19 protein-coding genes and 1 pseudogene are annotated in these 20,744 nt (G+C 67.8%); 10 read left to right on the top strand and 10 right to left on the bottom strand.

Annotated elements, in window-relative coordinates; all coding sequences use genetic code 11:
* Nucleotides 1-35 precede the first annotated feature (35 nt).
* The 3 genes from BSE24067_RS29590 to BSE24067_RS29580 are packed head-to-tail and all read right to left on the bottom strand — an operon-like array spanning nt 36 to nt 3,661.
* On the bottom strand, nt 36-821 hold the full coding sequence (locus tag BSE24067_RS29590) for an enoyl-CoA hydratase/isomerase family protein (protein ID WP_151063093.1): 786 nt from the start codon (nt 819-821) through the stop codon (nt 36-38).
* 19 nt (nt 822-840) lie between these two features.
* A complete protein-coding gene (locus tag BSE24067_RS29585) occupies nt 841-2,448 on the bottom strand; it encodes a carboxyl transferase domain-containing protein (protein ID WP_151063095.1) in 1,608 nt (535 codons plus the stop codon).
* 31 nt (nt 2,449-2,479) lie between these two features.
* On the bottom strand, nt 2,480-3,661 hold the full coding sequence (locus BSE24067_RS29580) for an isovaleryl-CoA dehydrogenase (protein ID WP_151063097.1): 1,182 nt from the start codon (nt 3,659-3,661) through the stop codon (nt 2,480-2,482).
* 195 nt (nt 3,662-3,856) lie between these two features.
* Between BSE24067_RS29580 and BSE24067_RS29575 the strand changes: the two genes are divergently transcribed.
* Nucleotides 3,857-4,579: a TetR/AcrR family transcriptional regulator gene (locus tag BSE24067_RS29575; RefSeq protein WP_151063099.1), complete on the top strand. Its 723-nt coding sequence runs from the start codon at nt 3,857-3,859 to the stop codon at nt 4,577-4,579.
* A 48-nt stretch (nt 4,580-4,627) separates the two neighbouring features.
* Here the strand turns inward: BSE24067_RS29575 and BSE24067_RS29570 are convergent, their stop codons facing one another.
* Nucleotides 4,628-5,116 carry a MarR family winged helix-turn-helix transcriptional regulator gene (locus BSE24067_RS29570; protein ID WP_151063100.1) on the bottom strand — a complete coding sequence of 163 codons (489 nt, stop codon included), beginning with the start codon at nt 5,114-5,116 and terminating at the stop codon, nt 4,628-4,630.
* Between the two features lie 198 nt (nt 5,117-5,314).
* Here BSE24067_RS29570 and BSE24067_RS29565 point away from each other — a divergent pair, with 198 nt between their 5' ends.
* The 3 genes from BSE24067_RS29565 (at nt 5,315) to BSE24067_RS29555 (ending at nt 9,935) form a co-directional block, all read left to right on the top strand.
* A complete protein-coding gene (locus tag BSE24067_RS29565; protein ID WP_151063102.1) occupies nt 5,315-6,391 on the top strand; it encodes an aromatic ring-hydroxylating dioxygenase subunit alpha in 1,077 nt (358 codons plus the stop codon).
* The gene (locus tag BSE24067_RS29560; RefSeq protein WP_151063104.1) at nt 6,391-7,356 is read left to right on the top strand and encodes a PDR/VanB family oxidoreductase; all 966 of its coding nucleotides are present in this window, start codon (nt 6,391-6,393) and stop codon (nt 7,354-7,356) included. Before BSE24067_RS29565 ends, BSE24067_RS29560 begins: the two co-directional genes overlap by 1 nt.
* A 398-nt stretch (nt 7,357-7,754) precedes the next feature.
* The gene (locus BSE24067_RS29555) at nt 7,755-9,935 is read left to right on the top strand and encodes a TonB-dependent siderophore receptor (RefSeq protein ID WP_151063106.1); all 2,181 of its coding nucleotides are present in this window, start codon (nt 7,755-7,757) and stop codon (nt 9,933-9,935) included.
* 24 nt (nt 9,936-9,959) lie between these two features.
* Here BSE24067_RS29555 and BSE24067_RS29550 read toward each other — a convergent pair whose 3' ends face one another.
* The 3 genes from BSE24067_RS29550 to BSE24067_RS29540 form a co-directional block, all read right to left on the bottom strand.
* The gene (locus tag BSE24067_RS29550) at nt 9,960-11,879 is read right to left on the bottom strand and encodes an SMP-30/gluconolactonase/LRE family protein (RefSeq protein ID WP_151063108.1); all 1,920 of its coding nucleotides are present in this window, start codon (nt 11,877-11,879) and stop codon (nt 9,960-9,962) included.
* Nucleotides 11,880-12,074: 195 nt separating this feature from the next.
* Entirely contained in the window at nt 12,075-12,536 is a 462-nt protein-coding gene (locus BSE24067_RS29545; RefSeq protein ID WP_151063110.1) for a hypothetical protein, read from the bottom strand.
* 48 nt (nt 12,537-12,584) lie between these two features.
* Nucleotides 12,585-13,778: a porin gene (locus tag BSE24067_RS29540; protein ID WP_151063111.1), complete on the bottom strand. Its 1,194-nt coding sequence runs from the start codon at nt 13,776-13,778 to the stop codon at nt 12,585-12,587.
* Nucleotides 13,779-14,100: 322 nt separating this feature from the next.
* On the opposite strand from BSE24067_RS29540, the gene BSE24067_RS29535 reads away from it, so the two are divergent.
* The 4 genes from BSE24067_RS29535 to BSE24067_RS29520 all read left to right on the top strand — a co-directional run bounded on the left by BSE24067_RS29535 (nt 14,101) and on the right by BSE24067_RS29520 (nt 16,842).
* Nucleotides 14,101-14,733: a LysE family translocator gene (locus tag BSE24067_RS29535; RefSeq protein WP_151063113.1), complete on the top strand. Its 633-nt coding sequence runs from the start codon at nt 14,101-14,103 to the stop codon at nt 14,731-14,733.
* Nucleotides 14,734-14,775: 42 nt separating this feature from the next.
* A complete protein-coding gene (locus tag BSE24067_RS29530) occupies nt 14,776-15,312 on the top strand; it encodes a GNAT family N-acetyltransferase (protein ID WP_151063115.1) in 537 nt (178 codons plus the stop codon).
* Between the two features lie 125 nt (nt 15,313-15,437).
* A complete protein-coding gene (locus BSE24067_RS29525; RefSeq protein WP_151063117.1) occupies nt 15,438-16,172 on the top strand; it encodes a metallophosphoesterase family protein in 735 nt (244 codons plus the stop codon).
* 58 nt (nt 16,173-16,230) lie between these two features.
* Nucleotides 16,231-16,842, top strand: a complete 612-nt coding sequence (locus BSE24067_RS29520) for an alpha/beta fold hydrolase (protein WP_151063119.1) — start codon at nt 16,231-16,233, stop codon at nt 16,840-16,842.
* A 59-nt stretch (nt 16,843-16,901) separates the two neighbouring features.
* On the opposite strand, the gene BSE24067_RS29515 is transcribed toward BSE24067_RS29520, so the two are convergent.
* Entirely contained in the window at nt 16,902-18,236 is a 1,335-nt protein-coding gene (locus tag BSE24067_RS29515) for an ATP-binding protein (RefSeq protein ID WP_151063121.1), read from the bottom strand.
* Nucleotides 18,233-18,973 (bottom strand): response regulator, encoded by a 741-nt coding sequence (locus tag BSE24067_RS29510; RefSeq protein WP_151063123.1) that lies wholly within the window; start codon nt 18,971-18,973, stop codon nt 18,233-18,235. Before BSE24067_RS29510 ends, BSE24067_RS29515 begins: the two co-directional genes overlap by 4 nt.
* A gap of 227 nt (nt 18,974-19,200) precedes the next feature.
* Here BSE24067_RS29510 and BSE24067_RS29505 point away from each other — a divergent pair, with 227 nt between their 5' ends.
* Nucleotides 19,201-19,782 carry a thioredoxin family protein gene (locus BSE24067_RS29505; protein ID WP_151063125.1) on the top strand — a complete coding sequence of 194 codons (582 nt, stop codon included), beginning with the start codon at nt 19,201-19,203 and terminating at the stop codon, nt 19,780-19,782.
* A gap of 43 nt (nt 19,783-19,825) precedes the next feature.
* Here the strand turns inward: BSE24067_RS29505 and BSE24067_RS29500 are convergent, their stop codons facing one another.
* Entirely contained in the window at nt 19,826-20,464 is a 639-nt protein-coding gene (locus BSE24067_RS29500) for an FMN-binding negative transcriptional regulator (protein WP_151063126.1), read from the bottom strand.
* 129 nt (nt 20,465-20,593) lie between these two features.
* Here BSE24067_RS29500 and BSE24067_RS29495 point away from each other — a divergent pair.
* A pseudogene (locus tag BSE24067_RS29495) lies at nt 20,594-20,744 on the top strand (MocR-like pyridoxine biosynthesis transcription factor PdxR); the annotation flags it as partial.

Raw genomic sequence — 20,744 nt, 5'->3', positions numbered from 1 at the left:
GCTTCGATGTCGTCCGGAAAGTTAGAGGCACGCCGTCATTCACGCCACGAAGGCGTGCGTTTCTCGAGGAAGGACGCGATCCCTTCGCGCGCTTCCGCGCCGGCGCGGGTGCGCGCGATCCAGTCGGCGGTCTGCTCGATCAGCGTCGCGTCGAGCGGCCGGCCGGCGACGTCGGCAACGAGCCGCTTGCACGCGCGCACCGCGGCGGGGCCGTTCGCGACGAGCGTCGCGGCCAGCTTCGCGACCGTGTCGTCGAGCGCATCGGCCGGCACCGCGTCGTGAATGAAGCCGAGCGAGGCCGCCCGCGCGCTGTCGAACACCTCGGCCGTCGTGAAGTAGCGGCGCGCCGCGCGCTCGCCCATCGCACGCACGACGTACGGCGCGATCGTCGCGGGAATCAGCCCGAGCCGCGCCTCCGACAGGCAGAACTTCGCGCCGTCGGCGGCGATCGCGATATCGGCCGCCGCGACCAGCCCCACGCCGCCCGCATACGCGTCGCCGTGCACGCGCGCGATCACCGGCTTGCCGCAGCGATGGATCGCCTCGAGCATCCGCGCGAGCTTGCGCGCGTCGGCGCGGTTCTCGTCGTCCGAGTAACCGGCCATCTTCTTCATCCAGTTCAGGTCCGCGCCCGCGCAGAACGCCGCGCCTTCCGCGGCGAGCACGACCGCGCGCACGCCTTCGTGCGCGTCGAGCCACTCGAACGCGGTGGTCAGCTCGGCGATCGTCGTCTCGTTGAAGGCATTGCGCACGTCGGGCCGCGCGAGCGTGACGGTCGCCACGCGGCCGGCTTCGCTCACCTTGATCGTTTCGTATCGCATCGGTCAGTCCTCCCGGCCGTTACATGCGGAACACGCCGAAGCGCGTGTCTTCGATCGGCGCGTTCATCGACGCGGCAAGCCCGAGCCCGAGCACGTCGCGCGTCTGCGCCGGATCGATCACGCCGTCGTCCCACAAGCGCGCGCTCGCGTAATACGGATGCCCCTGGCGCTCGTACTGGTCGCGAATCGGCTGCTTGAACGCATCTTCGTCGTCGGCCGACCACGTGCCGCCCTTCGCCTCGATGCCGTCGCGGCGCACCGTCGCGAGCACCGACGCGGCCTGTTCGCCGCCCATCACCGAGATCCGCGCATTCGGCCACATCCACAGGAAGCGCGGACCGAACGCGCGGCCGCACATCCCGTAGTTGCCGGCGCCGAACGAGCCGCCGATGATCACCGTGAACTTCGGCACCTTCGCATTCGACACGGCCGTGACCATCTTCGCGCCGTGGCGCGCGATGCCTTCGTTCTCGTACTTGCGGCCGACCATGAAGCCCGTGATGTTCTGCAGGAACACGAGCGGAATCTTGCGCTGGCAGCACAGCTCGATGAAGTGCGCGCCCTTCACCGCCGATTCGGAAAACAGAATGCCGTTGTTCGCGACGATCCCGACCGGATGCCCCCAGATGTGCGCGAAGCCCGTAACGAGCGTCGTGCCGAAGCGCGCCTTGAATTCGTCGAACTCCGAATCGTCGACGATGCGCGCAATCACCTCGCGCACGTCGAACGGCTTGCGCGTGTCGACCGGAATCACGCCGTACAGGCTCTTCGCGTCGTAGCGCGGCGGCTTCGGCTCGCGCAGCGCCACCGGCGACGCGATCTTCGGCGCGAGATGACTGACGATGTTGCGCGCGATCGACAGCGCGTGCGAATCGTTCTGCGCGAGATGGTCGGCCACGCCGGACAGGCGCGTGTGCACGTCGCCGCCGCCGAGATCCTCGGCGCTCACTTCCTCGCCGGTCGCGGCCTTCACGAGCGGCGGCCCGCCGAGGAAAATCGTGCCCTGGTTCTTCACGATGATCGACTCGTCGCTCATCGCCGGCACATATGCGCCGCCGGCCGTGCACGAGCCCATCACGACCGCGATCTGCGCGATCCCCGCGGCCGACATCGTTGCCTGGTTGTAGAAGATGCGTCCGAAGTGGTCGCGATCAGGAAACACGTCGTCCTGGTTCGGCAGGTTCGCGCCGCCCGAGTCGACGAGATACACGCACGGCAGCCGGTTTTCCGCGGCGATTTCCTGCGCGCGCACGTGCTTCTTCACGGTCATCGGGTAGTAGGTGCCGCCCTTGACCGTCGCGTCGTTGCACACGATCACGCATTCGCGGCCGGCAATGCGGCCGATCCCGGTGATCACGCCCGCGCCCGGCGCGTCGTCGTTGTACATGCCGTTCGCCGCGAGCTGCGAGAACTCGAGGAACGGCGCGCCGGGATCGAGCAGTTGCGCGATCCGGTCGCGCGGCAGCAGCTTGCCGCGCGCGAGGTGCTTGTCGCGCGCGGCCTGGCCGCCGCCTTGCGCGAGCTGTTCGATCTTCGCGCGCAGGTCGGCGACGACCGCCTCCAGCGCCGCGGCGTTCGCGCGGAAGTCTTCCGAACGCGGGTTCAGTTTCGATTCGATGATCGGCATCGACGGGGCTCCGTTCGCGTGACGTGGGGCGTTACATCGTTTCCGCGAACAGCTCGCGGCCGATCAGCATCCGGCGGATCTCGCTCGTGCCGGCGCCGATCTCGTAGAGCTTCGCATCGCGCCACAGGCGGCCGACCGGGTATTCGTTGATGTAGCCGTTGCCGCCGAGGATCTGGATCGCCTCGCCGGCCATCCACGTCGCCTTCTCGGCCGTGTAGAGAATCACCCCCGCGCAGTCCTTGCGCACCTGGCGGATATGGTCGCTGCCCGCCGAGTCCAGGTGGCGGCCGACCGCGTACAGATACGCGCGGCATGCCTGGAACGTGGTGTACATGTCGGCGACCTTGCCCTGGATCAGCTGGAACTCGCCGATCGCCTGACCGAACTGCTTGCGGTCGTGAATATACGGAACCACCGCGTCGAGACACGCGGCCATGATGCCCGTCGGGCCGCCCGACAGCACCGCGCGTTCGTAGTCGAGGCCGCTCATCAGCACCTTCACGCCGCCGTTGAGCTGGCCGAGAATGTTTTCTTCCGGCACTTCGACGTCCTGGAACACGAGCTCGCCCGTGTGCGACCCGCGCATGCCGAGCTTGTCGAGCTTCTGCGCGACCGAGAAGCCCTTCATCCCCTTCTCGACGATGAACGCGGTGATGCCGCGCGGGCCGGCGTCGATGTCCGTCTTCGCGTAGACGACGAGCGTGTCGCAGTCGGGGCCGTTGGTGATCCACATCTTCGTGCCGTTGAGCACGTAATGGTCGCCGCGCTTGTCCGCGCGCAGCTTCATGCTGACGACGTCGGAACCCGCGTTCGGCTCGCTCATCGCAAGCGCGCCGATATGCTCGCCCGACACGAGCTTCGGCAGGTATTTCTGCTTTTGCGCGTCGGTGCCGTTGCGGTGGATCTGATTCACGCACAGGTTCGAATGCGCGCCGTACGACAGGCCGATCGACGCCGACGCGCGCGAGATCTCCTCCATCGCGACCATGTGCGCGGTGTAGCCCATGTTCGCGCCGCCGTATTCCTCGGACACGGTCATGCCCAGCACGCCGAGATCGCCGAACTTCTTCCACAGATCCATCGGGAACTGGTCGGTGCGGTCGACCTCCGCCGCGCGCGGCGTGATTTCCTTCGCCGCAAACGTCGCGACGGCGTCGCGCAGCATCTCGATGTCTTCACCGAGCATGAATTGCACGCCGGGCAGGTTGATCATGTCTCCTCCGTCTCCAGAAAGTGGGTTGCACGCACCGATTTCTGAGTTTCGCTCAAATCGGATCAATGCGTCGATTCATCAAGCCAATGTAGCGGAAATTTCGCACAGTTTCGCGCGTCGCCAGGTTTGGCGTCAATAGTTTTTTGAGTGTTACTCAGATATGATGTCGGCATAACAGCCGCTCCCGCCGACACCATGACCGCCACCGCCAAAGCCGACCGCGCCGACCCGTCGCGCGCACCCGCCGGGCGCAAGTCCCAGCAGCGCGTACAGGACATCCTGCGCGCCGGTCGCGAAGTGTTCGCCGAAAAGGGTTACGAACATGCGACGGCCGCCGAGATCGCGCAGCGCGTCGGCGTGTCGGAAGCGACGGTGTTCAGTTATTTCCGCGGCAAGCGCGAGCTGTGCGCGCGCGTGATCGCCGACTGGTACGACGAAATCATCGCCGCGTTCGAGCACGGGATGCCGGTGGAGGCGTCGGTGCAGCAGCAGTTCGCGTTCATCGTGCGCACGCACCTGCGGCTGATGCTGGTGAACGGCACGGGGCTGTGCGCGCTGGTGCTGTCGGAAGGCCGGGCGAAGCAGCACGCGCTCAGCGACGAGCTCACCGCGCTGCAGCGCCGCTACACGGCGCCGCTGATGGACGTGCTCGCGCGCGGCCAGGCGGCCGGGCAGGTGCGCAGCGACATGCCGCTGAGCCTGCTGCGCTCGATGGTGTTCGGGCCGATCGAGCACGTGCTGTGGGATGCGATCCTCGGGCACCGCAAGCTCGATACGGAAACGACGGCCACGCAGCTGATCGACATGCTGTGGGCCGCCGTGCAGCCGCCCGCACCGGAGCAGGCGGCGCTGGTGCGCTTCAGGAACGACGTCGCGGAAGCGGTGCGGCGGCTGGAAGGCGAAGCGTCACGCGGCTAACGGCCGGGCGGCGCGCGCGTCTGCGCCATCACCGCGCGCGGCGGGCCGCTACGAATCGTCGCCGACGCGCAACGGCGCGCGGCTCTGCTCGTTGTTCAAATGGACGAACTTGCGCAACAGGCGCATCAATTCCTGCGAATCGTTCTCGCCCATCCCGTCGAACAGGCCCGCGCGCAATTCCTCCACCGCCGGCATCAGATGCGTGAGCAGTTCGACGCCCGCCGGCGTCAGCAGCAGGCGCCGCTGCCGCCGCGGCAGCACCTCGCGCACGATCAATCCTTTCGCTTCCAGCCGCACCGCGAGATCGGCCGTCGTCGACGTATCGAGCGCCACGCGCTGCGCGAGCGTCACCTGGTCGAGTCCCGGGCAGTCGTAGAGCATGCGCAGCACCGCGTACTGCACCGGCGTCACGTCCCGGCCGAGCTTTTCGTAGAACATCGCGACCGCGATCTGATGCGCGCGGCGGATCAGGTGGCCCGGCTCGTCGTACAGATCGAGCGGGAAAGCCGGCAGGTTGGCAGGATTCGTTTTTTCCATGAATGAGTCGATGACATAGGCTGCGAGCACCGGTTGCGCGCGCCGACGGCATGGCGCCGCGCTGCGCCCGTTCTCGGGAAAACCAGTATACCGCCCGCCTTGCCCCGGCTTATCTCAGTAAGTACACTGAATCTCATTCAGTACACGGAATAAAGATCGGGCCGCATCCCGGCGGCACCGTCCCGAAGGAGACGAAACGTGTTTCTCAAGAACGCTTGGTATGTCGCGTGCACGCCCGACGAAATCGACGGCAAGCCGCTGGGCCGCAAGATCTGCAACGAGTCGATGGTGCTTTATCGCGCGGCGGACGGCCACGTCGCCGCGCTCGAGGACTTCTGCCCGCACCGCGGCGCGCCGCTGTCGCTCGGGTTCGTGCGCGACGGCGTGCTCGTGTGCGGCTATCACGGGCTCGAAATGGGTTGCAACGGCAAGACGGCCGGCATGCCGGGCCAGCGCGTCGGCGGTTTCCCGCCGATCCGCAGCTTTCCGGCGGTCGAGCGATACGGCTTCATCTGGGTCTGGCCGGGCGATGCATCCAAAGCCGATCCCGCCACGCTCCCCGCGCTCGCGTGGGCCGAAGATCCGGCCTGGGCGCATGGCGGCGGGCTGTACCACATCCGCTGCGACTACCGGCTGATGATCGACAACCTGATGGACCTCACGCACGAGACCTATGTGCATGCGACGAGCATCGGCCAGAAGGAAATCGACGAAGCGCCGCCGAAGACGACGAGCCACGGCGACGAAGTCGTCACGAGCCGCTTCATGCAGAACGTGATGCCGCCGCCGTTCTGGCGGATGGCGCTGCGCGGCAACGGCCTCGCCGACGACGTGCCGGTCGACCGCTGGCAGATCTGCCGCTTCACGCCGCCGAGCCACGTGATGATCGAAGTGGGCGTCGCGCATGCGGGCCACGGCGGCTACGATGCGCCGCCCGATCGCAAGGCGTCGTCGATCGTGGTCGACTTCATCACGCCCGAGACCGACACGTCGATCTGGTATTTCTGGGGGATGGCGCGCAACTTCCGGCCCGACGATCCCGCGCTGACCGCCGAGATCCGCGAAGGCCAGGGCAAGATCTTCGCGGAGGATCTCGAGATGCTCGAGCGCCAGCAACGCAATCTCGAGCAGTGGCCGGACCGCCAGTTGCTGAAGCTCAACATCGACGCCGGCGGCGTGCTGTCGCGCAAGGTGATCGACCGGCTGCTCGCTGCCGAAAACGCAGCGAGCCCGCAACGGCCCGTGATTCCGGTCGCGCAGGCGAAGGAGGCGTGATGAACGACGCGACGTTGACGGTGCGCGTGGCACGCAAGTGGCAGGAAGCGCGCGACATCTGCGGCTTCGAATTCGTCAGCGACGACGGCTCGCCGTTGCCGTGCTTCGACGCCGGCGCCCATATCGACGTGCATCTGCCGGGCGGCCTCGTGCGCCAGTACTCGCTGTGCAATCATCCCGATCAACGCGATCGCTACCAGATCGCCGTGCTGCGCGACGCCGACGGCCGAGGCGGATCGCGCGCGATTCACGACACGGTCCGACAAGGCGACACCGTGCGGATCGGCATCCCGCGCAATCAGTTCCCGCTCGCACCCGACGCGCCGCATCACCTGTTGCTCGCGGGCGGGATCGGCGTCACACCGATTCTCAGCATGGCGGAACGGCTGTTTTCGTCGGGCTTGCCGTTCGACATGCACTACTGCGCGCGCTCGGCCGATCGCATGGCTTTCGTCGACCGGATCAATGCGGCCGGGTTTCACGATCGCGCCCGCTTCCACGTCGACGACGGCGATCCCGCGCAGCGCTTCGACCTGACTGCCGTGCTCGCCGGCGCGCCCGAGGGCACGCATCTGTACGTGTGCGGCCCGCGCGGCTTCATGGACGCGGTGCTGCACGCCGCGCGCGAGCGCAACTGGGCCGAAGCGCGGCTGCACTACGAGTTCTTCGGTGGCGCGGTCGCATCGTCCAGCGCGGACCAGGCGTTCCAGGTCAAGCTCGCGAGCAGCGGCAAGGTGATCGACGTGCCGGCCGAATGCACCGTCATCGCGGCGCTGGCGGCCAACGGCATCGACGTGCTGACGTCGTGCGAGCAAGGCGTGTGCGGCACCTGCGCGACGCGCGTGCTCGAAGGCGAGCCCGATCATCGCGATGCGTATCTGACCGACGACGAAAAAGCGGCCGGCGACCAGTTCATGCCGTGCTGCTCGCGATCGCGAAGCGAGCTGCTGGTGCTCGACCTGTAGACGGGGCGCGCGACACGCGGCGGACAACCACAATACTGAAGACGAGCCATCGCGCATCGCGCCGCGCCATCGCGCCATCGCGCCATCGCGCCATCGCGCCATCGCGCCATCGCGCCGCCGCGTTCGCGCCGCCTGCAACGCCGCGAACGCGGCGGCTGCACGAACGGCACGCCGCTCGCCGGCTGCCCGGCTCTCACTGAATTCACTGCGTCTGGTTTCGCCGCCACGGCGGCAGCGAGCCTGCGGCCCGGCAAGCGCGACGCCCGGTGCGGACCGGCGTCTTTACAATTGCAAGTGATTCTCATTACGTATATCATGCGCAGCCTGCCGTGGTGACGCAGTCGAGTGCTGCGGCCCGCGCCCTCGTCCTCGCCCTTGGCACCTTGATTCATCGATTCATGTCATCCCGTCGACCGACCCGCCGCGCGCGGACCTTGCGCCCGTGGCGCGCGAGCCTGCCTGCCGTGATCACCCTTTGCGTCGCGAGCGGCGCGCATGCGGATACCCAACCTGCCGCGCCAGCTTCGTCGGCCACCGTCTCGTCGACGCCCACGCCGCCCGAACGGGAACTGCCGGCGATCAGCGTCAACGCGTCGGCCGTCGCCGATCCGACCGTCGGCTATCAACCGCGCACCAGCAGCATCGCCGGCGGCGACGATCGACCGCTGAAGGAGATTCCGCAAGCGGTCGCCGTGGTCAGCAGCAGCGTGATGCAGGACCAGCAGGCGCGCTCGCTCGACGACGTGCTCGGCAACATCAGCGGCGTCACGCAAACCAACACGCTCGGCGGCACGCGCGACGCGTTCATCAAGCGCGGCTTCGGCTCGAACAACGACGGCTCGGTGCTCGTCGATGGCGTGCGCACGCCGGTGCTGCACAGCTATCTCGCGACGATCGACCGCGTCGAAGTGCTGAAAGGCCCGGCTTCGCTGCTGTACGGGATGCAGGATCCGGGCGGCGTGATCAACCTCGTCACGCGCAAGCCGGAGGACACGTTCGGCGGCTCGATCTCGGCCTCGCGCACGAGCCACGGCGGCAGCGGCGCGCAGTTCGACCTGACCGGCCCGCTCGGCAAACCGGGGCAGGTCGCGGGCGGCACGCTCGCGTTCCGGCTCACCGGCGACTACGACACGAGCCGCTACTGGCGCAGTTTCGGCCGCGAGCGCAACGCGCTGATCGCGCCCGCGCTGTCGTGGCACGACGCGAACACGTCGATCGACGTCAGCTACCAGTATGTCGACTACACGACGCCGTTCGATCGCGGCACCGTGCTCGTGAACGGCCGCCCCGACGATGCGCTGCGCTATCGCCGCTACGAGGAAGCGTGGGCGCAAAGCAGCGGAATCCAGGAAACGCTGCGCGCGCGCGTCGAGCACCGCTTCTCCGATGCGTGGCGCATCCGGGCGACCTATGGCTGGGGCCGTGACCGCTACGACCAGTACCTCACCCGCGCCATCGCGTTCAACAGCACGACGGGCGCGCTGTCGCGCTCGTCCGACGCGAACCTGGGGCGCAACGATTCGGACCAGATCGCGACGCTCGGCCTGCTCGGCAACCTGACGCTGGCGGGGATGAGCCACGCGCTCTATATCGGCGGCGAATACGAGCGGCAACGCAGCTTCCGCGGCGACACGATCCGCGGCGCGGCGACGAAGGGGTTCAATCTCTACGATCCCGTCTACGGGCTGCTCGCGCCCGGCGGCACGGCGAGCGCGAAGCAGAGCGATTCGCTTTCGAAGGTCCATGCGTACTCGATGATCGTGCAGGACTCGGTGAAGATCACCGACCGGCTCACCGCGGTCGGCGGGCTGCGCTGGGAAGACTGGCAGCAGGAATCCGGGATGGGCCGGCCGTTCGCGTTCGCCGACCGCTCGCACGGCAACGTGTGGCTGCCGCAGTTCGGGCTCGCGTATGCGCTCACGCCGTCGCTCACCGCGTATGCGAACGTGAGCCGCTCGTTCAAGCCGAACGTCGCGTCGAACGTCGCCGCGCCGCTCGCGCCGGAATTCGGCCGCGTGCTCGAAGCGGGCCTGAAGTTCAGCATGAAGCCCGGCATCACCGGCACGCTCGCGGCCTATCAGATCGACAAGCGCAACGTCGCCGTGACCGTCGGCGACATCACGTCGACGATCGGCACCGCGCGCTCGCGCGGGATCGAACTCGACGTCGCCGGACAGATCACGCGACACCTGAGCCTGATCGGCAGCTACGCGTACACCAACGCGAACGATCGCGACAGCGACACGCCGCTCGTCAACGTCGCGCGCCACACCGGCAGCCTGTTCGCGGTGTACGACACGGCGATCGCGAACCTGCCCGGCCGCTGGCGCTTCGGCGGCGGCGCGCGGCTCGTCGGCGCGCGGCCCGGCGACACCGCGAACAGCTTCACGCTGCCCGGCTACGTGACCGTCGATGCGTTCGCCGCCTACGAGACGACGATCGGCAAGTTCCCGACGCGCATCCAGCTCAACGTGAAGAACCTGCTCGACAAGACCTACTATCCGTCGAGCAACAGCAACCTGATCGTCGCGGTCGGCGAGCCGCGGCTCGTCACGTTGACGACGACGGTTTCGTTCTGACCAACGCGCGCGGCGCGCGCATGATCACGGACGCCAGCGATACACGACGAGGCTCGATCCGTTGTAGTTGTCCTTCGTGATCACGTACTCGCCGGTCGAGCGCAGGTAAGCACGAATGCCGTACATCGAGTCGACGTCGTTGCCGACGTCCATTGCCAGCGTGTTCGAATTCGTCAGCGTGGTCACGAGGCTGCCGGTGTTCAGGTCGAACACGTCGATGTTCGGCACCGTGTGCACGTAGCCGACGAACAGGTAGTGGCCGGCCGCCGCGATCGACTTCGGATTCGCGCTCGTCAGGTTGATCGCGAGGTTCGACGTGGTCGTGTTGCCGGCGTTCCAGCCGCGGTACACCTCGATGTGTCCGTTCATCGCCGTCCAGTCCCACCCGCCGATGCCCTGTGCAAGGATCATCGTGTCGCTGTCGGCCTGATAGATGATCCGCGCGAGCGGCAGCACGGTGCGCGGAATCGGAATCTGCACCGGCTTGCCCCACGTCGGCTTCCCGCTCGCGTCGAAACCCGTCATCGGATAGTGCGAGATGTTGTTCGTGCGATCGAGGCCGGCCCATACGTCGCCGTTGTCGTCGAGCATGAAACCGGCCGTCACCTGCAGGTTCGTGTTGAACGGCTTGCCGGGAATCGAGCCGTCCGGAATCGCGATGTAGCCGTTCGCCGCGTTGAAGTGATAGATGTTGTAGTTGCCGGGGTTCTGCCCGGTCGCGACCAGCATCCGCGTGCCCTTCACCAGCGCGAGCTGGCCGAAATGCTGGCCGCGCTGGTAGTCGTTCATGTCGAGGCGCGGATCCTTCGGATACGTGAACGGATCGATCGTGTTCGCGACGAACGTGCCGCCCGCGGTGTCTGTGTACACGGTGTTGCCGCTGTAGAAGAACGCGCCGTCGGTGGCCGGGTCGGGCGCGGCGGCCGCCTCGAAGTTCAGCGCCTGCAGCTTCCATTGCAGCACGCCGGTCGGGCTGTACGAGTGGAGATCGGTGCTGCCGTTGCGCCCGAGATCCCAGCCGCCGCCCCATGCGTTGTTCAGCACGTACAGGTTGCCGGCCGCGTCCTTGCCGATGCCCGCGACGCGCGTGAAGCGCTTGTCGCCGACCTGCCCCTTGATGCCCGACGTCGTGTCGAGATACCCGCCCTGCACGCCGAACGTGCCGACCTGCGTCGGCTGGCCTGCGAGCGCGTAGATCTTGATGTTCATGTCGGGGCCTTCGTCGCCCACCAGCAACTGCCCGCTCGGCGCATCGAAATACAGCGACGCCGGCCGCGCGCGGGCTGCCATCTGGATCGTGCTCATCGCCGCGCCGGTGGGGCTGAACTGCGCGACGACGCCCGCGCTCTTGCGCGCGACCCACAGGTTGCCGGACGCGTCGAGCGCGAGTGCGCCCGGCCCCGACACGCCGATGTCGCGCTGCCATACGCCATCGGTCGTGTAGACGCGCACGCGGTTGCCGTAGAAGTCACTCGCGTACAGCAGGTTGCCGGCCGTCGCGAGGCCGGTGATCACGTCCGCGTATTGCACGCCCGTCCACGTGCTGACGGGGATGCGCAGGTCGCGCTGATTCGTGCTGCGGTTATAGCGGCCGACGGAACCGCTGCCGAACGTGCGGTTGTAGCCGAGCGCGACGAACAGCGAGTCCGCGTTGCCGGTGATCGCGCCGCCCTGGAATTCGTCGTGGATGCCGATCGTGCCGAGCGTCTGCCCGTTCTGGTAGATCGCGACGCCGCCCGCGTTCTCGTCCCAGCGCGACGACGTGTAGATCACGCCCTCGGGCGCGACCCACAGCGAGCGTGCGCCGTTGCCGACGTGCGCGGCGAGCGTGCCGAACGTGTTCGCGAGCCAGTCCGTCGTGTACTGCGCGTGCGCGGGAGTGAACACCGCCAGCATCGCCATGCACATTCCAAGCAATACCGCGCGAATCTGTTTCGAAAACATGAATGATGCTCCCGGACGATGGTGTGTCGACACTGTAATTCGACGCGTATGAAACATTGGTGATTTCTGCAAAATCCTGCCCGATTCCACCGCTAATTTCCCATTACCTTCTTTTACCGTGCAGTGCTGGTTGATCTACGGCCGCGCATTCAGGATCAGCATCGCGATTCGCCGGCGGACGGGCCTGTCGCGCCGTTATCCGTCGGAATTTTGTTCCGGATTTTTCAATGCAATCGCGTCATTTTTTCTGATGCGCACGCAACGAGTTTTCAAAGCCGGACAATCGCTTCGATGATTACAAATCGAAATTAAAATGAAAGAGAAAAAATATTGTCGGGCGCATGCTGCATTGCGCGATTGAACGCGCACGACGCGTGCCGCATTGCCGCGAAAATCATGAAGAAGTGAAATAAGGCGATGCGCGGCAAAATGCCGTGAAGCGCGCGGCGGATCAGACGACGCAGTGCCGTGCGGGCCGGCGAAGGACAGCGCAGCCGGCGACGAATGGAAGAGACCGCGCGCCTGCGAGGCGCGCGGCGATTCAGGCCCGCTCGCGCCGTCGGGCGTCGGGCACGCCCGGCCGTCGACGTGTTTGGGCAGCGCGCCGATGACGCCGGTAGCCCGCTGCCCGGAGCACCAATGCGTCGTCGGCCGCAAGTCGCCGGGCTGTTGCCCGCCGTGAGCGCGTGCGGCCGATCGCGCGCATCAGAACTTCTGACGCAGCCCGAGGCTCACGATCGCCTGCGAGCGCGAATCGGACGAATGGCCGTTCGCCTTGTCCGACACCGACGCCGTCGCGGCCACCGGCCGGCCGCGTGCGTCGAGCGTCGTGCCTGACGCATGCTGGTACGCGCCGAGCAAGTACACGCTGGTGCGCTTCGACAGGTCGTAGACCGCGCCGAGCGTCACGTTGTGATACTGCGCACGGTCGTCGATCCCGTCGACGTCGCTGCCGCGCGTGTAGCTGTAGCCGGCGAACAGCTGCGTCTGCGGTTGCACGTTCCAGCGCGTGAACACGCCCGCGACGTTGAAGGTCGCATGGCCATTGAACAGCGATTGCGCGCCGCTGCGGTACTGCACGTTGCTGTAGTTCACGCCGACCACGGCCGGCCCGAAGTCGTACGTCGCGCCGGTCGCGACGATCTGCTGCGATTGCGCGCTCGCATAGCCTTCGTTGATCGACGAGTTGAACAGGCCGTCGTCGGTGCTTTGCCACTTGCCGGCCGTCGGATCGGCCGCGCCCGTCTTGCTGTTGTCCGATCGCTCGTAGCCGACGCCCACGCGCAGCGGCCCCGCCGCGTACGCGGCGCCGACGCTCCACGTGTTGCGCTGCTTCATGCTGCCCGGCTGGCTGCCGAAGCCGTACAGCGCGCCGAACGTGAAGCCCGCATAGTTCGCGCTCGTGTACTTGATCGAGCTGTCGACGCGCGCGGTCTGGTCGAGATCGTCGATGTCGCCCGGATGCGCGCCGAAGCCGCCGATGAACGACGACGGGCCGACCGGGCTCACGAAGTCGTCGAGCGACGTGTACTGGCGGCCGAGCGTGATGGTGCCGTAGCGATCGCTGCCGACGCCGACGAACGCCTGGCGCCCGAACTGGCGGCCGCCCTGGCCCGACGTGCCGTTGGTGATGTCGAAGCCGTTCTCGAGCACGAACAGCGCGCGCATCCCGCCGCCGAGATCCTCGGAGCCCTTGATGCCCCAGCGGCTGCCGGACAGGTTGCCGGTCGACAGGCCGACGTTCGAATGGCCGGTGTACGCGCCCGTCGAGCCGACCCGTTCGTTGCTGCGGTAGGTCACGCCCGCGTCGACGATGCCGTACAGCGTGACGGAGCTTTGCGCGGATGCGATACCCGCGAGCGAGAGCAGCAGCGGTGCTGCGATCAGTTGCTTGTTCATGGTTTTTTAGCGTCTCCGGATGATGAACCCGTTGTTCTATGCGAGTAGCGCGTGTGGTCGGCGAGAACCGCCGGTGTTCGGTGTTGCCGGCCCGGCGACGGCCGCACGCGGGAACGCGCGCATGCGATACGCGCGCGCGACGTCGCGGCGGACATGCGCGCCGCGGCCGCCATGGTAGTTGGAACCGGTTCCGTTCGATAGCGCAATAATGAAAACAGCTTCTTGCCTATTTCGAGATAATCGGCCGCGCGGCGCAAGCCGCTGTACAGCGCGGCGGCACGCGCCCGATAATCGAGCACCGCCTTGCACCGGAGCCGCCAGCATGCATCAAACGACCCTGCTGATCTTCGCCGCCGTCGCGTTCGTCGGCATTGCAACGCCCGGCCCGACCGTGCTGCTCGCGCTGACCAACGGCTCGCGCTATGGCGTGCGCCGCGCGGCCTACGGCTTCGCCGGCGCGATGCTGTCCGACTGCGTGCTGATCGTCGCGGTCGCGCTCGGCCTCGGCGCGCTGCTGATGGCGTCCGCGTTCTGGTTCTCGGTCGTGAAGTGGCTCGGCGCCGCCTATCTCGCGTACGTCGGCGTCCGGCTGCTCGCATCGAAAGGCTCGCTCGACGTGGCCGCCGCGCGCGACGGCGCGGCGCCCGAGCGCAACGCATCGATCTTCGCGAAGAGCTTTTTGACCGCGGTGACGAATCCGAAGGGCTACCTGTTCTTCTCCGCGTTCCTGCCGCAGTTCCTCGATCCGTCCGCTGCGCTCGCGCCGCAATACGTCGCGCTCGCGGTCACGTTCGCGCTGCTCGACGGCGCGGTGATGTTCGGCTACGCGCTGCTCGGCGCACGCGCGGTGCGGGTGCTGAAGCGCTCAGGCGCGCTGTGGCTCGAACGCACGTGCGGCGCGATGCTGCTCGCGCTGGCCGGCTCGCTCGCGCTGTATCGGCGTCACACGGCATAGCCACGCCGGCATGCGCCACGCATCGGTCCCAACGGGTTCGCGATGAGAGTCGACGCTCCGCCCGGCTCCGGCTTCCCCGGCCTGTCGCTCCGCCAGCTCGAGCGCGCGGATCTCGACGCGTGGTACGCGTACCTGTCGAATCCCGACGTCGTCCGTCACACGAGCTGGAACCTGCGTTCGCGCGACGATCTGCAGCCGCTGTTCGACGGCATCGAATCGGCTCATCCGGATTCGATCCGCCGTCTCGCGATCGTCGACGACGCAACAGGCGCGCTCGCCGGCACGATCGGGCTGCATACGGTATCGACCGCGAACCGCTCGGCCGAAATCGCATACGATGTCGCGCCGCCGTACTGGGGGCGCGGCATCGCGAGTGCGCTATGCAAGCGCGTCACCGCGTGGGCATTCGCCGATGGCGGCTTTGTGCGCGTGCAGGGCGTCGTGCTGACGACGAACGCCGGCTCCGCGCGCGTGCTGCAGAAATGCGGCTACCGGTACGAAGGCTTGCTGCGCGCATACAGGATGGTGCGCGGCACGCCGGGCGATTTCGCGATGTACGCGCGCATCGCGACCGACTGAAACGCCGGCCGGCAGACGAAGCGGAGCTCGACGCGCAACGCGTGCCGCACGCCCGACGCCGACGCGATTGGACGATCCACGCCGAATTGGCGACAATCGCCGTTCCCCGCCTCGGCTCCGTCGTCATGAAAATCGCCGCGCTATCCGACATCCACGGCAACCTCGCCGCGCTCGACGCAGTGCTCGCCGACGTGCGCCGCCGTGGCGCCGACGTGATCGTCAATCTCGGCGACATCGTGTCGGGCGCGCTCCATCCGGCCGAAGCGGCCGAGCGTCTGATCGCGCTCGACCTGCCGACCATCAAGGGCAATCACGAACGGCAACTGCTGACCGGCGATCGCGACACGATGGGCCTGTCCGATCGCTGGGCGCACGACACGCTGCACGACGCGCATCGCGCATGGATCGCCGCGCTGCCCGAACGCCTGGCGCTCGGCGACGACGTGCTGCTGGTGCACGGCACGCCCGCGAGCGACCTCGTGTATTTCCTCGAAACGGTGACGCCCGACGGCTGCCGCGCGGCGACGCCCGAGGAAATCGCGCAGCGCGCGGGCGACGAGCCGGCATCGCTGATCCTGTGCGGACACACGCATGTGCCGCGCATGGCGAAGCTCGACGACGGCCGGCTGATCGTCAATCCGGGCAGCGTCGGGCTGCAGGCCTACACGGACGATCGCCCGCATCCGCACCGGATCGAAACCGGCTCGCCGCACGCGCGCTATGCAATGGTGTCGCGTACGCGGGCCGGCTGGCACGCCGAGTTCCATGCGGTCCAATACGACTGGCACACGGCCGCCGGCATCGCGGCATCGCGCGGGCGCGACGACTGGTCCGTCGCGCTGCGCACCGGCCGGTGCTGACGCGCACGCGCCGCCCCGCTCGCCCCACTTCGCTTCGATTACAGGACGCTCGCTCGCCATGCCCGTTCCGTCGCAACTGCTCTTCCTGCCCGGCGCATCGGGCAGCACCGCGTTCTGGCAACCGCTCGCGAGCCGGCTCGCGCATCCGGCCGAGCGGCGCATCGTCGCCTATCCCGGCTTCGGCGACACGCCGCGCGATCCGGCCGTCGGCGACTTCGACGGCCTCGTGCGCCATGTGCTGACCGCGATCGACCGGCCGACCGCCGTGATCGCGCAATCGATGGGCGGCGTGATCGCGCTGCGTGCGGCGCTCGAACGCGCGGAGCTCGTCACCCATCTGGTATTGACGGTCACGTCCGGCGGCCTCGACATGCACGGCCTCGGCGCGCAGGACTGGCGCACGGGCTTCGCGCAAGCGAATCCGCAACTGCCGGACTGGTTCCTGACGTTTCGCGCGGACATGTCGCACGACATCGGCCGCATCGCGCAGCCGGCGCTGCTGCTGTGGGGCGACGACGATCCGATCAGCCCGGTCGCGGCAGGCAGGCGCCTGCTCGAACGGCTGCCCGATGCGCGGCTGCATGTGGTGCCCGGCGGCCGGCACGATCTCGCGGCCGTGCATGCGGATGCGCTCGCGCCGCTCGTCGACGCGCATTTGCAGCGCGTGTAACGCCGCACGCTTTCACGCGAAGCCGCAACACTGCGGAGGCGACAGCGCGCAGCGCGGCCTCAACCGGCCGCATCGCTCCCATTCACGAGCGTCAACCGCGCTTCGAGACCGCCGCCGTCGGGCCGGTTGCGCAGCGTGAGCGTGCCGCCCATCGCAAGCGCGAGCTGCCGCGCGATCGCGAGGCCAAGCCCCGTGCCGCCCGTCTCGCGATTGCGCGACGTCTCCACGCGCCGGAACGGTTCGAACACCGCGTCGAGCTGATCGTCGGGGATGCCGGGCCCGCGGTCGCGCACCGCGATGACCGCGCCGCCGCCCGGCGCCGGCTGCACGTCGATCTCGGCCGCGCCCGCGAACTTCAGCGCGTTGTCGACCAGATTGCCGACGATCCGGCGCAGCGCCTTCGGCCGCGTGACGAGCGCGAGCGGGCTGCCGCCATGCAGCGCGACGTCCTGCCCCGCATCCGTGTAGTCGCACACGATGCTGTCGAGCAACGCATCGAGGTCGATCCGGCGCGCGGCCTCTTCCGTGCCGTGCAGTGTGCGCGCATACGCGACGCCCTCCTTCACCAGATGCTCCATCTCGATCAGGTCCTGGCGCATCTTCGCACCCTGCGTGTCGTCGTCCATCACGTCGACGCGCAGCCGCATCCGCGTGATCGGCGTCTGCAGATCGTGCGAGATCGACGCAAGGATCTGCATGCGTTCGGTCATGTACTGCGCGATGCGGTCCTGCATCGCGTTGAACGCCCGCGCGGCGCGCGCGACTTCCGACGGCCCGTCCTCGCTCAGGCGTTCGCCCTTCAGGTCCGGGCCGAGCGCGTCGGCCGCCTGCGCGAGCTGCTTCAGCGGCCGCGTCGCGAGCCGCACCGCGAGCCAGCAGCACGCGGCGAGCACCGCGAGCTGCCCTGCGAGCACGTAAGGCAGCCAATCCGACAGCGGCACCGTCGACATCGGATGGATGTCGATCGTCAGCGGCGAGCCGTCGGTCAGGCGCAGATGCACCTGCAGATGCTCGCGATCGCCCGGGATCGCGTTCGCCGTCAGCGGGTAATCGCCGCCGATGCCGTCCGAGATCGAGCGCTCGACGCGCGCCGACAGCCGCGCCTCCGGCGGCGTGCCCGTCTCGCCGGGCCCGAGGATGAATGCGTAGCTGCGCCGTGCGAGACGCGGCAGCCACGCGGCGCGCTGGTCCGGCGGAAGATGGTCGAGCAGCGCGACCGAGCTCGCGACCTCGCGCTCGATGTAGCCCATCATCAGATTGGTCGTCGCCTGGTCGCGCTCCATCACGGTGAGCCAGAACGACAGCGTCTGCGCGAGCGCGAGGCCCACGCACAGGATCAGCGCGAGCCGCGCGAACAGCGAGCGCGGCCAGTGCCACAGCGTGCGCGCGTTCATGCGTCGCCTTCCACCGAAGTCACCGCCGACGAGAACACGTAGCCCTCGTTGCGCAGCGTCTTGATGTAGCGCGGCTCGCGCGCGCCGTCGCGCAGCCGCTGGCGCAGCCGGCTCACGAGCAGGTCGATCGACCGGTCGAACGGATCGGACTGCCGGCCCTGCGTAAGGTTGAGCAGCTGGTCGCGCGTCAGCACGCGCTGCGGGTTGTCGAGGAACACGCGCAGCAGCCGGTATTCGGCGCCGCTCAGCGCGACCAGCGTGCCTTCGGCGTCGAGCAGGTGGCGCCCCGTCGTGTCGAGCCGCCATTCGCCGAACGCGAGCATCGCGGCCGTTTCCGTCACCTGCATGCCGGGCGGCAGCATCCGCGCGCGCCGCAGCACCGAACGGATCCGCGCGAGCAGTTCGCGCACCGCGAACGGCTTCGCGAGATAGTCGTCGGCGCCCATCTCGAGGCCGATGATGCGGTCGGTTTCCTCACCGCGCGCGGTCAGCATCAGCACCGGCACCGTGCGGAACTTGCCGGCGCGCAGGTCGCGGCACAGCGTGAGGCCGTCCTCGCCCGGCAGCATCAGGTCGAGCACGATCAGGTCGGGCGCGCCGTCGTCCAGCACGTTGCGCATCTCCCGGCCGTTCGCGGCGACCGACACGCGCATGCCGTTCTTCTCCAGATAGTCGGCGATCAGTTCGCGGATCGCGCGATCGTCGTCGACGATCAGTACGTGGTCGATCTTGTCCATGAGGCGGTGTCGGTATGTGAGGTTCCGGCTGGCGATGTCCGCTGTTATACCGCACCGCGGGCGCGCGTTTGTATCGCAATGTATCGCGCCGCCATGGCGACACACAATATTGCATACGCGCGGCCGGCCGGACACATCGCGGATACGTCGGCGCGGCCCAATAGGGGCTGTCGAAACCTGTCCGGCCCACGCACTCGCGCGGCGGCCGGCCCCACCGGAGAACAGCCATGCTGCCCCGATTCAAGACCGCCGCGTTCGTGATCGCCCTCGCCGCCATGGCCGGGCTCGCCGCATTCGCCGGCACCCGCGACGACGCAGGCATGACCGCGTCGCTGGCCGGCACGTCCGCGCCGGACTTCACCGGCATCGAGCGCTGGCACAACAGCGCGCCGCTCAAGCTCGAGCAGTTGCGCGGCAAGGTCGTGCTGGTCGATTTCTGGACGTACTCGTGCATCAACTGCATTCATACGATTCCGTACGTGAACGACTGGTACCGCAAGTATCGCGACCAGGGGCTTGTCGTGGTCGGCGTGCATACGCCCGAGTATCCGTTCGAGCGCGATCCGAACAACGTCGCCGACGCCATCAAGCGCTTCGGGATCCAGTATCCGGTCGCGCAGGACAATCGCTACGACACGTGGCGCGCGTACGGGAACCAGTACTGGCCCGCGCTGTATCTGATCGACGCGAACGGAAAGCTCGTCTATACGCGGTACGGCGAAGGCGGGTATGACAAGACCGAGGCCGCGATTCGCGGCGCGCTGGCGCAGGCGGAACAAAGCGCGAACGGAACGACGCGTACGCAGTAGCGGGTCGCGAACGGCGAACGGCGGCTGCACGACCCGGTGGCGCTCATTTCCGCTTCGCGTCGGCCTCCGCCAGCATCGCCTCGCCGATCGCCAGATGCCCGTCCGCGATCAGCGCGTCGCCCGCTCCGCGAATATCGTCGACCGCCTTGTTCTGCCCGAGCTTGCGCTTGCCGACGAGCCGCGTGATCTCGATCTGCAGCCCGACGATCGACTGCAGCATCGTGTCGAGATAGTCCTTCGGTGCGTCGGCCATCTTCCACGGCACCGGCTGCGATGCCTCGTGCGTGCGTGTCAGCCGCGCGACCACGCCGCGCACGAATTTCTCGTCGTCGCGCACGGTGATGCGGCCGTGCGCGTGCACGACCACGTAATTCCACGTCGGCACCTGACGGTGCGCGACGTGCTTGCTCGGATACCAGTTCGGCGAAATGTACGCGTCGCCGCCGCGGAAGATCACGAGCACGTCGTCGCCGTTCGCGACCGCCTGCCATACCGGATTCGCACGCGCGACGTGCGCATGCAGCTCGCCGAGGCCGCCGTCGCCCGGCAGCAGCTCGAACGGCAAGTGGTTCGCGTCGAGCCCGCTTTGCCCGTGCGTGACGAGACTGCCGAACGGATGCTGGACGATCAGCTCGCGCAGCGCGTCGGGACGGGACTCGGCGAAATCGGCGGGGACATACATGGCAACTCCACGATCGGACAGGGTTCGGGAAGAAGCCGGCCTCGAAACAGGCACGGCACGCGCCGATTGTGACCGCTAACTGGTTTATGCTGTAGAGCCGGTTTCGAACAATTTCAGCAGACCAGAATCATGGCCAGAACCGCCCGGATCGTCGAAATCCCGTCGCTCGGCACGCTCGACCGCGCGGCCGGCGACCTGAGCCGCCAGCTCGCGCAGGCGTTGCGCGACGCGGTGCGCCGCGGCGACGTGCGGCCCGGCGACGCGCTGCCGTCCACGCGGC

This window comes from Burkholderia latens (assembly GCF_902499045.1).
Lineage (GTDB): Bacteria > Pseudomonadota > Gammaproteobacteria > Burkholderiales > Burkholderiaceae > Burkholderia > Burkholderia latens.
This window is presented reverse-complemented; position numbering and strand designations above follow the sequence as displayed.